This is a genomic window from Methylobacillus caricis (genome assembly GCF_020532705.1).
Lineage (GTDB): Bacteria > Pseudomonadota > Gammaproteobacteria > Burkholderiales > Methylophilaceae > Methylobacillus > Methylobacillus caricis.
Genome location: NZ_JAJAVD010000004.1, coordinates 581,943 through 595,163 on the forward strand (window position 1 = coordinate 581,943; position 13,221 = coordinate 595,163).

Annotated in this window: 15 protein-coding genes; 9 read left to right on the plus strand and 6 right to left on the minus strand. The window is 52.9% G+C overall.

What is annotated here, in order from left to right:
* Positions 1-19: 19 nt before the first annotated feature.
* Positions 20-757 carry a 2OG-Fe dioxygenase family protein gene (locus LG200_RS13100; RefSeq protein WP_226758071.1) on the minus strand — a complete coding sequence of 246 codons (738 nt, stop codon included), beginning with the start codon at positions 755-757 and terminating at the stop codon, positions 20-22.
* Between the two features lie 100 nt (positions 758-857).
* On the opposite strand from LG200_RS13100, the gene LG200_RS13105 reads away from it, so the two are divergent.
* The 5 genes from LG200_RS13105 to pqqA all read left to right on the plus strand — a co-directional run bounded on the left by LG200_RS13105 (position 858) and on the right by pqqA (position 4,950).
* A complete protein-coding gene (locus tag LG200_RS13105; protein WP_226758072.1) occupies positions 858-1,163 on the plus strand; it encodes an ArsR/SmtB family transcription factor in 306 nt (101 codons plus the stop codon).
* A 15-nt stretch (positions 1,164-1,178) separates the two neighbouring features.
* Positions 1,179-3,299, plus strand: a complete 2,121-nt coding sequence (aas, locus tag LG200_RS13110) for a bifunctional acyl-ACP--phospholipid O-acyltransferase/long-chain-fatty-acid--ACP ligase (RefSeq protein WP_226758073.1) — start codon at positions 1,179-1,181, stop codon at positions 3,297-3,299.
* 17 nt (positions 3,300-3,316) lie between these two features.
* Positions 3,317-4,510, plus strand: a complete 1,194-nt coding sequence (gene lplT, locus LG200_RS13115) for a lysophospholipid transporter LplT (protein WP_226758074.1) — start codon at positions 3,317-3,319, stop codon at positions 4,508-4,510.
* A gap of 86 nt (positions 4,511-4,596) precedes the next feature.
* A complete protein-coding gene (locus tag LG200_RS13120) occupies positions 4,597-4,731 on the plus strand; it encodes an entericidin A/B family lipoprotein (RefSeq protein WP_226758075.1) in 135 nt (44 codons plus the stop codon).
* Between the two features lie 147 nt (positions 4,732-4,878).
* Positions 4,879-4,950 (plus strand): pyrroloquinoline quinone precursor peptide PqqA, encoded by a 72-nt coding sequence (gene pqqA, locus LG200_RS13125; protein WP_081774944.1) that lies wholly within the window; start codon positions 4,879-4,881, stop codon positions 4,948-4,950.
* A gap of 70 nt (positions 4,951-5,020) precedes the next feature.
* Here the strand turns inward: pqqA and LG200_RS13130 are convergent, their stop codons facing one another.
* Positions 5,021-5,899, minus strand: coding sequence for a LysR family transcriptional regulator (locus LG200_RS13130; RefSeq protein ID WP_226758076.1), 879 nt, complete (start codon positions 5,897-5,899; stop codon positions 5,021-5,023).
* Positions 5,900-6,004: 105 nt separating this feature from the next.
* Here LG200_RS13130 and LG200_RS13135 point away from each other — a divergent pair, with 105 nt between their 5' ends.
* Both LG200_RS13135 and LG200_RS13140 read left to right on the plus strand, forming a co-directional pair.
* Complete coding sequence (locus LG200_RS13135; RefSeq protein WP_226758077.1) at positions 6,005-6,394, plus strand: DoxX family protein; 390 nt, start codon at positions 6,005-6,007, stop codon at positions 6,392-6,394.
* Positions 6,395-6,451: 57 nt separating this feature from the next.
* Positions 6,452-7,219 (plus strand): DODA-type extradiol aromatic ring-opening family dioxygenase, encoded by a 768-nt coding sequence (locus LG200_RS13140; RefSeq protein ID WP_226758078.1) that lies wholly within the window; start codon positions 6,452-6,454, stop codon positions 7,217-7,219.
* 210 nt (positions 7,220-7,429) lie between these two features.
* On the opposite strand, the gene mltA is transcribed toward LG200_RS13140, so the two are convergent.
* Genes mltA through thiS form a run of 4 tightly spaced genes read right to left on the minus strand, consistent with a single transcriptional unit; the run spans position 7,430 to position 10,086 of the window.
* A complete protein-coding gene (gene mltA / locus LG200_RS13145) occupies positions 7,430-8,698 on the minus strand; it encodes a murein transglycosylase A (RefSeq protein WP_226758079.1) in 1,269 nt (422 codons plus the stop codon).
* Positions 8,699-8,708: 10 nt separating this feature from the next.
* Entirely contained in the window at positions 8,709-9,092 is a 384-nt protein-coding gene (gene apaG / locus LG200_RS13150; RefSeq protein ID WP_226758080.1) for a Co2+/Mg2+ efflux protein ApaG, read from the minus strand.
* An 8-nt stretch (positions 9,093-9,100) separates the two neighbouring features.
* Positions 9,101-9,880, minus strand: coding sequence for a thiazole synthase (locus tag LG200_RS13155; protein ID WP_226758081.1), 780 nt, complete (start codon positions 9,878-9,880; stop codon positions 9,101-9,103).
* Positions 9,880-10,086 carry a sulfur carrier protein ThiS gene (thiS, locus tag LG200_RS13160; protein WP_226758082.1) on the minus strand — a complete coding sequence of 69 codons (207 nt, stop codon included), beginning with the start codon at positions 10,084-10,086 and terminating at the stop codon, positions 9,880-9,882. The genes LG200_RS13155 and thiS overlap by 1 nt, the downstream gene beginning before the upstream one ends.
* A 314-nt stretch (positions 10,087-10,400) precedes the next feature.
* On the opposite strand from thiS, the gene LG200_RS13165 reads away from it, so the two are divergent.
* The gene (locus LG200_RS13165; protein ID WP_226758083.1) at positions 10,401-12,059 is read left to right on the plus strand and encodes an O-linked N-acetylglucosamine transferase, SPINDLY family protein; all 1,659 of its coding nucleotides are present in this window, start codon (positions 10,401-10,403) and stop codon (positions 12,057-12,059) included.
* The gene (locus tag LG200_RS13170; protein WP_226758084.1) at positions 12,056-13,219 is read left to right on the plus strand and encodes a DegT/DnrJ/EryC1/StrS family aminotransferase; all 1,164 of its coding nucleotides are present in this window, start codon (positions 12,056-12,058) and stop codon (positions 13,217-13,219) included. The genes LG200_RS13165 and LG200_RS13170 overlap by 4 nt, the downstream gene beginning before the upstream one ends.
* Positions 13,220-13,221 lie beyond the last annotated feature (2 nt).

A 13,221-nucleotide genomic window follows, 5' to 3' on the forward strand; every position in this document is an offset into this window, starting at 1 on the left:
TAGCACGGGTTTAGCAAAATTAAGCTCTATCGGCAAACGTCACCACAAGCACATCCCGATAGGCTGGCAATACAGGATCAATCTGCTCTACAGGCGTCACTCCATGCATACGCCGCCTGTCATCCACCAGAGCCCAATCCAGCGGGTTGGTCAATGTGAAGCTGTCCAGCATCTGCTTATCCAAATCATGTAATGTGGTAGTGCCGCTGGAAATATTCACGCGCTTGACCATCATCACCAGAACATAATCGACCCCATCCCTGTGCACTCCCTCAGGCGCAGGTTGACCATGCTCACGCTGATTTGCCTCTATGCGGAACTGATGGCATTCGATATGCCAGCGTGCCTCAGGACGCATGTGACTGAACAGATCCCGGCAGAAATGCAGTACGCTTTGCATGGTCTGTCCCTGAATGATTGCCTCTGGAATGGGCTCATAGATGCGCGCCACGCCACCATTCAGGCTATTGTATTCACGGCTTTGGTAATGCGGCTGGTGAGGCTCCAATAAGATTGCCCCTTTACTGTCCGCACTCAAGGTGGCGAAACGCCGACGCCGATAGCGACCGCCATCCGCCATATACTTATCCAGCGGCATATTCTCCCAGCTGGCATCAAATGCCGCCCAATCTGCCAACGATTCTGCATTTTTTTCCTGCAGCCATGTTCGTGCCTGGGCACCATTGACAAAGCTGAAACCAGCTTCGTTGATTCTTGCCGCAAGGGATATCAAGTCTGTTACCTGCTGATCGCTCATAAATACTTATACCTAGGAAAGATAAGCATATTAGCGAATCACACAGCATCTTTGAAATAAAGTTATTGACACACTTAACTAAAAAACTAAATATTTAGTTATGAAAAACATCCGCCACATTCCAGCAGAGTGGAAAAACATCTCCGATTTATTTGTTGCTCTCGGCGATGAACACCGGCAACGCATCCTGCTCTCATTTGAATCAGGAGAACGCATGAGCATCAGGCAGATTGTTGATGCATCAACCCTGAGCCGCACTGCAGTAACGCATCACCTGAAAGTGCTGGAGCAGGGCGGAGCGCTTAGAAGCGAGAAGGTTGGCAAGGAAGTACTGTTCCATATTGATAAAAACCATATGCAAACCGCATTACAGGATGTTCTTAACTACATTAATGAAAAAATATAAACCAGAGGAGACCCCATGCTGTTGTCATTAACAAGGTGGATAACCAGGCTGCTGTTCCGTGTAGAAGTCACTGGCCAACAACATATCCCTGCACCGGAAAAACTGCTCGTCATCGCCAACCACGAGTCTTTCCTGGATGGCTTCCTGCTCGGGCTGTTTCTGCCCGTACGTACCACTTTCGTGGTTCATACTACAGTGCTGGATAACTGGTTTTTCCGACGAATACTCAGTTATGTGCCGCATTTGGCCGTGGACCCACACAGTCCACTGGCAATGAAGAAAGTCATCCGGCTGCTGGAAGCAGGCGAGTCGGTCATGATCTTCCCGGAAGGCCGGATCACGCTGACCGGCAGCCTGATGAAAGTCTATGCAGGCCCGGCATTTGTCGCCGCCAAGACTGGTGCCACTATCCTGCCAGTACGTATCATGGGAGCTGCACATAGCTGGTTTGGCCGCCTGGATAGCGGCTATCCGCACCAGCTTTTGCCAAAAATCACATTATCCATCCAGCCACCAACCCACATTCCCATGCCAGAAGCGCCAACCGCCAAGGCAAGACGACGTATTGCGGGCGAACGCATGCAACGGATCATGCAGGAAATGCTGTTCACCTCACGGCCTATTACCACCATTTACAGCGCATTCCTGGAAGCCATCAAGACTTATGGCAGGCGAACCAAAGTCATGGAAGACGCGCAAATGGTGGAAGAGAGCTATGGCGACCTGCTGAAGAAGAGCCTGGCTTTGGGCCGTCTGGTTGGGAAAATCACCAGGCCTGAAGAAACCGTAGGGGTGCTCATGCCTAATGTCACCAATACGGTTTGCCTGGTTTTCGGCATGAATGCCATGCGGCGCATCCCGGCTATGCTGAATTACACTGCAGGCACCAGTGGCATGCAGGATGCCTGCGCTACAGCAGCCATCAATACCGTAATCACTTCGAGAAAATTCCTGGAGACAGCGAAACTGACGGGCGCAGTTGAAAAACTGCAACACTTGAATATCGTTTATCTGGAAGATTTACGCAGCCAATTCACGCTGGCTGACAAATTGTGGCTGATGGCCTATGCAATCTGGCTACCCAGACGCATAGAAAAAAACCGCAATCCCGACGCTCCGGCTGCCGTGTTATTCACATCGGGCTCTGAAGGCAAACCCAAGGGGGTAGTGCATTCCCACCGCAGCATCATGTCAAATATTGCCCAGATCCGGGCCGTGATCGATTTCTCGCACAAAGACAAGTTCATGATGGCATTGCCGCTATTCCATGCATTTGGATTCAGCTGTGGCGGCATCATGCCCTTGGTATGTGGCAGCAAAACGTTCATCTATCCATCACCATTGCATTACCGCGTCATTCCGGAAGTTGCCTACGACCGTGGTTGTACCGTCATTTTCGGTACCAGCACGTTCCTCGGAAATTACGCCAAGTTTGCCCATCCTTATGACTTCTACAAGATGCGTTATGTTGTCGCTGGTGCTGAGAAACTCAGCAGCGAGGTTCGCAAGCTATGGATGGACAAGTTCGGCATCCGCATCCTGGAAGGATATGGCGTTACCGAGTGTGCCCCGGTACTTGCCGTGAATACACCAATGGCTCATCTTGCCGGCACTGTCGGCATGTTGCTCCCATCGCTGGATTACAAACTGACCCCGGTTCCCGGTATAGATGAAGGCGGCCTGCTCCATGTAAAGGGGCCTAACGTGATGCTGGGTTATTACTTTTACGACCATCCAGGAAAACTGCAGCCGCCATCGGATGGCTGGTATGACACCGGGGATATCGTCAATATTGATCGCAATGGCTTTGTCACGATCTGCGGCCGTGTAAAACGCTTTGCCAAAGTTGCGGGGGAAATGGTCTCGCTGGAAACCGCGGAACAGCTGGCCGTTATCGCATCACCAGGACATCAACATGCGGCAACTACACAAACTGACATACAGCGCGGCGAGAATATCGTGCTATACACCACTGACCCAGGCTTGGGCCGAGAACCACTGACAAGCGCCGCAAAAAAACTGGGGGCTAGTGAGCTGGCGATTGCACGCAAGATTATCGCCATAAAAACCTTGCCCCTGCTTGGTACCGGCAAGACAGATTACGTCACCCTTAAACAAATGGCTGAAAGCGCCTAAGCATGACAAGGCAGAACATGAACCAACCCGACCCGCTCCTTTCACGCGGCATGATCGCGGTAATGATTGCGCAGTTCATTTCTGCGCTAGCTGACAATGCCCTGCTTTTTGCAGCCATTGCCTTGCTCAAGAGCAATATGGCTCCTTCCTGGCAGATTCCTTTATTGCAGGAATTTTTCGTGATTGCCTATATTGTCCTTGCCCCGTTCGTTGGCCCTTTTGCCGACAGCCTTCCCAAGGGCAGGGTAATGCTCATTGCCAACACCATGAAATTCCTGGGGGCTGCCTCCATGCTGGCAGGCCTGCACCCCCTGCTGGCTTATGGCATGGTAGGGCTGGGAGCTGCTGCCTATTCCCCTGCCAAATACGGCATCCTCGCTGAAATGGTCAGTGCCGACAAACTGGTCAAGGCCAACAGCCTCATGGAGGGTTCCACCATAGTGGCCATTTTATTGGGCGCCGTGCTCGGCGGCCTGCTGGCTGACAACTGGTTGGCTGCCGCCCTCTATATCGTTGCAGGCTGCTATCTGCTTGCAGCCGCTGCCAACCTCATGATTCCGCGCCTGGTTCCATCCCACCCGGTTGCTGCCTTTGCGCCCATGACACTGCTAAATGATTTCGTCAATGCCACGCGCAAACTGATGGGCAATAGCGATGCGCGCTTCTCCATCATCGGCTCCAGCATCTTCTGGGGCGCAGGTAGTACATTGCGCTTTCTGCTGGTTGCCTGGGTACCGGTTGCCCTCGGCATGCATGACCTCAGTACCCCTGCCAACCTTAGTGGGGCAGTGGCAATAGGGGTTGCAATGGGTGCGATTGCTGCCGCGCGCTATGTATCGCTGTACACCATCAACCGGGCACTGCCTGCCGGCGTGCTGATCGGCCTGCTGATCATTGCTTTCGCATTCTCAAGCAATCTCTATGTGGCCAGTATGTGGCTGGTGCTGATAGGCTTTTGCGGCGGCTTTTATGTCGTCCCCCTTAACGCGCTATTACAGGAACGTGGTCATGAAACCGTAGGCGCAGGCCACGCCATTGCCATCCAGAACCTGTTCGAGAACCTCTGCATGCTGATCATGATGGGGATATACATTCTGCTCAGCCGGCAACAAATGCCTGTAATCCCTGCCACCGTGGCCATCGGCATGCTGGTATTCCTGAGCATCGGCATATTGGCTTGCTTGCGTATCAGGAGTGTCAGAATTGTCTGACATTCAATTCAGCTTGCATCCTAACCTGCTGCAGAGCTAAACGTTCTATATTGGTCACACACATTAATTTGTTAAGGAATAAGCAAATGAAGAAACTGACTGCTTTTTTGTTGCTATGTGGATTCATCATGCTCACAGGCTGTAATACCATGAAAGGCGCTGGCCAGGACATACAGCGCGGGGGCGAAAAACTTGAAGGTGCAGCAGAGCGCCATAATTAGTTAGCCACTGCCTCGTTCAGCTCATGAAAATCATGAGCTTCTTTTAATGGCTAACACTCATGCGTAGAAAGCTTGAGGCGGGTAAAGTCTGGTTCACGTGCTGCATAACAGTACGCTCACTCTGAAAATACTCTAAGGAGATCTACCATGTGGACCAAACCAGAAGTTACTGAAATGCGTTTTGGCTTTGAAGTAACAATGTACGTTTGCAATCGCTAATTGACCATTTAAAGTCAATCAATGCATGTAAGATCAACGGGAGCATAAGCTCCCGTTTTCTTTTCAGGAACTAGCTGTGGTTCTTGAACCAAGCTTGCAGAAAATCAGCAAATGTTCGCACCATCAAGGACGATTGCCTGTGCTGTGGGTAGAGCGCATACACAGCCCCAATATCGCCCGTGAATTCCTGCAACACTTCTACCAATTGCCCGGTTTCCAAGGCTTTTCTGACATAAAACTCCGGCAGCCCCGTAATACCCAAACCCGCAATGGCTGCTTCACACATCACTTCGCCGTGGTTGGATCTGAATGTGGGATGTACTTGCATCTTGAGCGTTTCTCCATTTCTCTCAAAAACCCACTCTCCTGCACGTGCAGTAATGCACTTGTGCATGCCCAGCTGCATTGGCGATTCTGGCCTGCCATGCTTGGCGATATAACCTGGACTGCAACAGTAAACCAAGGGGGAACTAGCCAGCTTACGAGCCACCATGCCTTCATCGGGATGCTTGGTAATGCGAATTACCATATCGTAGCCCTCCCCAATCACATCCACCATACGGTTATCTACATCCAGCGCCACTTCCAGCCTGGGATGCTGCAACATGAAACTATTGAGGGCTGGTGACAGTACCATACTGGCAAAGGATACTGGCGCAGAGAGACGCATCAGGCCCCGTAACTCCCCACTACTGCTGGAAACCTCCTGTTCCGCTTCTGAGACCTCTTGAAGAATGCTTAGGCATCGTTCAAAAAATACCTTGCCGAGCTCAGTGGGAGACAGCTTGCGCGTAGTGCGGTTGAGCAAGCGCGCACCCAGCCGCTGCTCCAGATCCATGACGCGGCGGCTGACCAGTTGCTTGCTGATTCGGAGATGGTTGGCCGCCGCAGTGAAATTACCGCTTTTGACCACTTCCACATAAATACGCATTTCTTCAAGTTGGCTCATAATTGTCAACCTATTATTGACAGTCCTACCAATTAAATCTGGATTATCAACATAAATATTCAACACTACAATACATCAATCCCAATCTTGATAAGGAAGTCTCCAATGAATGCCCTTTCCAGCACCATCTTGTTGCTTGGCCGCGCCCTGCTGGCATTGATTTTTATTGTCAGCGGTTTCAGCAAATTGGCGGACCCCACTGGTACCATTGCCTATATCAGCAGCATAGGAGCTCCATTGCCCGAATTGGGCTATGCAATTGCACTGATTGTAGAAATTGGCTTAGGCCTGGCCCTGCTGTTCGGTTATCGCACCAAGATAGCAGCAGTCCTGATTGCAATCTTCACATTGGCAACTGCCCTCATGTTCCATACAGACTTCAGCAACCAGATCCAGCTCATCATGTTCCTCAAGAACCTGGCAATCATAGGCGGGCTATTGCAAGTGGCTATCCATGGCGCAGGTGGTTACAGCCTGGATCGTGAACGGCGCTAACCCTGGCCAGAACAGAATTCCATGGCCGCATTTTCTGGCTCATCCACAGGAGTAACCATGACAACTCTATTCATCTCGCACGGTGCTCCAACCTTGGCAATGGAACCGGGTGCAACTGGGCGCTTGCTGGCGGAACTAGGGCGATCATTGCCACGCCCCGATGCCATCCTGGCCGTCTCGGCCCATTGGGATACGACACAACCACGCGTCAGTGCCGTACAACATCCGGAAACCATCCATGATTTTGGAGGTTTTCCACGCCAGATGTATGAAATACAGTATCCAGCCCCAGGCGCACCAGCCCTTGCCATGCGTGTTCTGGAAATACTGGCCGATTCTTTCCCTACCGCTCGCATGGATGCAAAGAGGGGGCTGGACCATGGTGCCTGGGTGCCCTTGATGCTGATGTACCCACAGGCCGACATCCCCGTCACCCAGCTTTCCATCCAAAGCAGCGCCGGGCCACTAGTACACTACAAGCTAGGCCAGGCATTATCAGCCCTACAACAGGAGAACATCATGCTGCTCTGCTCAGGCGCCATCACTCACAACCTGCATGATTTCTTCACCTCGGATAGGAATGCAGCCGTACTGGACTATGTACCAGCATTCAGCGACTGGGTAGCAGGAAGAATTGCCTCAAAGGATATCCAATCGCTGCTTGACTACAGGCAGCTCGCTCCAGGAGGAAACCGTGCCCACCCGCATGAGGATCACCTGATGCCACTGTTTGTGGCACTCGGTGCCGCCCAAGGCAAGAGCGTGCGCTACGAGCCGGAAAACACCTATGGCATCCTGGCCATGGATACCTATGTCTGGCATTAAACGAAGAGGTATGCCGGGATTTAATAGCCCGGACGTGTCAATCTCGAACCAAGGACATCATTGTTTAACAGGGACTCATACAGATAGCAGAAACCCTGCATTCACTCTCGGTTGAACTAGCAACAACAGGGCGGCTCCTGACGGAGGCCAGCCGCGCTATCTGCCTTACCAGCTCAGTGCATAATGCACGGATCACCCAAATATAAGCGATTAATTTCCAGCCGCTGGCAGGACAAAACCCTTGGGCAGCAATACCCAGATACGTCCATCCTGTTTCATGGAGCCGGCTTTCTGACCTGCTGCTTCACCGGCCCCCCAGAAGAAATCTGCTCGCACCCCGCCCTTGATGGCACCGCCAGTGTCCTGCGCCAGCACCAGGCGGTTAAGCGGAGTATTGCTATTGGGGTAGGTCGTGGCGAGGAAAACCGGGGCGCCCAGCGGGATATACTTTGGATCGACCGCTATCACACGCTCTCCCAGAATAGGCACACCAAGCGAGCCAAGTGGGCCTGGCAGACCTGCGGGAAGTTCACGGAAGAAAACATAGCTGGGATTGGTGTTCAGCAGCTCCTGTAACTTGCCTGGATTGCTGCGTGCCCAATTCTTGATGCCCTGCATCGAAGCCTTGTCCAGCGTCATCTCACCTCGTTCCACCAGGGTACGGCCTATGGATTGATACGTCATGCCATTCTGGTCCGCATAGCCCACGTGTACTTCCTGGCCATTATTGAGCTGAACCAGGCCTGATCCTTGCACTTGCAGGAAGAACAGGTCTATTGGATCACTCACCCACAACAACTCGTTGCCCTGCACTGGCGCCATGCCACCCTCGATCTCGGCACGGTTGTAGTAGGGGACCAGTTTGTTTCCCACCAATCGGCCGCGCACCCGTTTATTGGCAAGCTCTGGAAACAGGCTGGCAAGCTCCACCGTGATCAGGTCGGCAGGACGACCATACAGCGGATAACGATACAGCTCGCTACGAGTGCGGCTACCCTTGAGCAAGGGTTCATAATAGCCGGTGATCATGCCGCTATCGCTGCCGTCAGCATTGGTTGCCTGGTACACATTGAAATATTGCCTGAAATAGCTTTGCACCATGGCATCCGTGGGACTGACTGGCAACAGGCTGGCCGCCTGGCAGGCCGCTTGCCAGTGCTGGCGATTTTTCATGGTAGTACATCCCTGCAGCCAGGCGGGCCAAGCCTTGGCCAAATCCGCCTGTTCAAAACCAGCCAGTGCATCCCAAGCGGCTGGCTTCAATAAACCATAGTCAGGAATCTTGGTTGCCGATGGCTTTTCCACTGGAGGCTGCTTTGGAGTCTCAGGTATTGGAAGCGGCTGCGGGGCGGGTTGTTGTTCCGCAGGGCATGGACAGGTCTGGAGAGGGCGCTCCTCCAGCTTGACGTGCTTATGGCCGCCACAGGCAGCCAATAGCAATGCAATAATCAGGGGCAGATAACTTCTGGTCAGCGTCATGCGGCCGGGCTTAATGCAATACTCGTGGCATATTGAGGGTAAAAGGGGCGATCTCGCTGTCAAACTGCGTGCCATCCTCTGCCGTCATGTGATAGCTGCCACGCATCGTTCCCACAGGAGTAGCCACTATGGTGCCGCTGGTATATTCGAAATGCTCACCTGGCTTAAGTAAAGGCTGCGCACCTACCACGCCAAGGCCTCGTACTTCATGCACCTTGCCGGTGGCATCGGTAATGATCCAGTGACGGCTGATGAGCTGTGCTGCCACGTTGCCGGTATTGATAATACGGACAGTGTAGGTGAATACGTAGCGGTTCTGCTCCACGTCCGATTGATCAGGCACAAATGCCGTCGCTACCTTGACCGAGAACTCATAACGCTTATGTTCTGGCATGCGATGCCTCAGGCAATCAGGCCGCTGGTAGGCGAACTGGGGGAGGCGGAGTAGAGTTTTTTGGGCATGCGGCCGGCGAGATAGGCCTCGCGCCCGGCTTCTACAGCTTTTTTCATGGCAGCTGCCATCAGGACCGGATCCCTCGCCGCGGCAATGGCCGTATTCATCAACACCCCCTGGCAGCCCAGCTCCATCGCAATGGCGGCATCGGAAGCGGTGCCCACGCCTGCATCCACCAGCACCGGAATGTTGGCATTATCAATAATGATCTGCAGGTTCCATGGATTGAGTATGCCCATGCCGGAACCAATGAGCGAGGCCAATGGCATCACGGCGGCACAGCCCAGCTCTTCAAGCTGCTTGGCGATAATAGGATCGTCCGAGCAGTAAACCATGACATCGAAGCCATCCTTGACAAGGGTTTCCGCTGCCTTGATGGTTTCCAGCATATTGGGGTAAAGCGTATTGGGATCACCCAGCACTTCCAGTTTGACCAGCTTGTGTCCATCCAGCAGTTCACGCGCCAAACGCAGGGTACGCACTGCATCATCCGCTGAGTAACAGCCAGCGGTGTTAGGCAGGTAGGTAAATTCTTCCGGCGGCAGGAACTCCAGCAATGAAGGCTCGCCAGCGTTCTGGCCGATATTGGTGCGGCGTATCGCCACGGTGATGATTTCGGCGCCGCTGGCATCTATCGCCGCGCGCGTCTGGGCAAAATCCTTGTACTTTCCTGTCCCCACCAGCAGGCGCGAGTGATAGCTCTTGCCTGCAATATTCAATGTATCCATTAACCACCTCCTACTGCGCCGACAATCTCGAGTTTGTCATGGCTGTTTAATACCGCTTCGGCAAATGCGCCGCGCGGGACGATTTCACCATTTCGTTCGATTGCCAGACGTTTACCGGTCAGCCCGAGCCTTTCTACAAGCTCGCCAACTGTCAGGCTTTCAACCTCGAACTGCCGTGGATTTCCGTTGATGGTCAGATGAATCAATTGAATACTACCTAGTGAAATACCAAGAATAATTTAGATATCCGGCAAACATCATGCCGCCCCTGTATTTTACGTAGGTTCATGGACAATTAGCAAACCAGTTTGGAAAACTCGCTTGCCAAGGCGGCAACTCCCGAATAGCACGGTAATTACCTGACTGATCTCAAATTTCAATCCTGATAGCCGATAGTAATATCAAATACCCATCGTGCCTGCCGCCCCGCTTGACGGGATATGTCGCGGGATATAGGCTTGCGCAGGTTCTACCTAGCAATGGCAACATCATAATAAGTGAGATAGACAAGGCAAAGAAATTGTCACAGCAGCCAACCACCACCTCTGAAGAGTTATTCCAGGCCGGCCTTGATGCCGAAGCTGCGCACAATTATCTCGAAGCCCTCTACAAATTCACTGCGGCACTGGAACTTGGCGGCGACCAGATTCCGATTTGGCTCAAGATCGGCAATATTTTCCTGCGTACCATGAAATACCAGCAAGCCGCAGAAACCATGGAATTTGTGCTTGGCATGGAGCCTGGCAATATCCAGGCAATTTACGGTCTCGCCATTTCATATTTCTACCTGGGACGGCTGGAAGAGGCATGCGCTTTCATAGACCATGCAGTGGAAATGCAGCCAGACAACTCCTCATTTGCGCTGGATCGCGCCAATATCCACTCCATCGCCCATTCTGATCCACGGAAAAAACTGGCGCTTTACAGAGAGTGGGGAAAGCGTTTTGCCGATCCGCTTGGCGTGAACAGCAAACCCTTCAACTATGACCGCTCTCCAGACCGCATACTGCGCATCGGCTATGTATCTGGCGATATGCGTGACCATGCCGTGGCTTATTTCATGGAGCCAGTGTTTGCCCACCACAACCCCAAACAGGTCAACGTGCATGTGTTCTCCACATCCAAGCAACAGGATGCAACAACAGAGCGCCTGAAAAAACTGGTGCCTCATTGGCACGATGTGTCCACACTTGATGATGATGCACTTTACCACCTGATACGCCAGCAGAAGATTGACATCCTCATCGACTTGTCTGGCCATACCCAGGGACATCGCCTCTATGTATTTGCCAGGCGCGCAGCCCCGGTACAAGTCACCTGGCTAGGCTATGTCGGCAGTACCTTGGGGATGAAAGAGATGGATTACCGTCTAACTGACTGGGGTATGGATCCTCTCGGCAATGAGCAATTCTATGTAGAAAAGTTATACCGCCTGCACTGCATGGCAAGCTATATTCCGCCTGCCAATACACCGCTGGAGACAACCCCACCAATGCTACGCGGCAATCCGCCTACGTTGGCATCGTTGAACAGCTCGCGCAAACTGAGCGACCAGGCCTTGCTGGTATGGAAACGTATCCTGGAAGCCAGGCCCGAGGTTCAGTTGCTGATCCATGTGCAGGAAACCAACGTTGACGATGCGGTCAACACGATAGAACCTCGCCTGGTCAACCTTGGCCTACCTCTGGACCGCATTATCGTATCGCCCATCGTGCCCATGGAGGAGTTCATGTCCCGTGGTGATATTGTAGATATCGCGCTCGACAGTTTCCCGATTTCCGGCGGCACCACCACGTTGCATACATTGTGGATGGGATTACCGATAGTGGCCATGAACGCCACCGAGGCAGTTTCCGCTTCCACCTCTACTACACTGAAAGGCCTGCGCCTGGAGCAGTGGATAGCGGATAACGAGGAAGACTATATTGCCAAGGTACTACACTTGCTTGACCACCCAGAATTGCTGACAGAACACCGCAACCAGGCGCGCCATATCATGCAGCAATCCGCCTTGATGAGTTATGCCAACCGTTGCCGCAACCTTGAAACCAGTTATCGTCATATGTGGCTGAATTACTTGCTGGACACGCCAACATTTCTCATGGTGCAGGCACCATACGCCGATACCTTGCAGCAGTTGCGTGCGACCTATGAGCAATCCCAAGGACAATCCAAATGAGTGTGCGCACTGCCATCCCCCTTCTGACTCCGCTCTTGCCAGACCGGGATTCGCTCGCGCCCTATCTCGACCAGCTAGACAGGAACCGCCACTACTCAAATTTTGGCCCGCTTAACACCGCACTGGAACAGCGCCTGTCTGGCCTGTTTGAAGCACACAGCAACCACCCCATCCATGTCACCACCACCAGCAGTGCCACACTGGGGCTGGAGCTGGTGCTCAGTAGCCTGGACCTACCTCCAGGCAGCAAGGTGATTGTCCCGGCATTGACTTTTGTTGCATCCCTGACCACCATCATCCGTGCAGGCTATATCCCGGTCATTGCAGATATAGACCCGGATAGCTGGTTACTCACGCCAGCCATTGCCGCAGAAGCGGCGACTCAAAGCGGCGCAAAAGCCGTGCTTGCGGTGGCAGCATTTGGCCAGCCGCAAGATACACTGGGCTGGAGTGAATTCCAGCGCCAGTCTGGCCTCAATGTCGTGATTGATGCTGCAGGTGCATTTGGCAGTCAGTGGGTAGAGGCGCCAGATATTCCCGTGGTTTACAGCATGCATGCCACCAAATCGCTTGCAGCGGGTGAAGGAGGAATGGTGGTCAGCGGCAACGCCACCGTCAATAACACTGTGCGCCAGCTCAGCAATTTTGGCATCAACCTAGATGCAAACGCAGGCTTCCCGGTCGGCCATCTTTCCTTTGTCGGCAGCAATGCCAAGCTTTCCGAGTATCATGCCGCGGTCGCCCATGCCAGCCTGGATCAATGGGATGCACAGGCCCGCCTCAGACAACGCATTTATCACGACTACCGTGAAGCACTGGTGCAAGCTTGTGGTGCAGACCTGCAATGGCAAGCAGGTATACAGTTGGCAGCGCCAACGATTTTCTGCGTACGCATGGCTACAGATGCACGCGACCGCCTGGAAAAAATTTGCCAGCAACGACAAATTGCCACCCGACGCTGGTATCAGCCATTGCTGCACCAGCATGCAGCCAAAGTAGCGCCCATCATCAAACAACCAACCCCCATCGCTGAAGCAGTGGCGAACGGACTGATTGGCCTGCCGTTTTCTACCTTTATCTCGCGCCAAGACATTACAGATGTAGTAGAAGCCGTGAGCCTCGCCACCGTAAATATCGCGCCTATTAATCAATTGAAATGAGA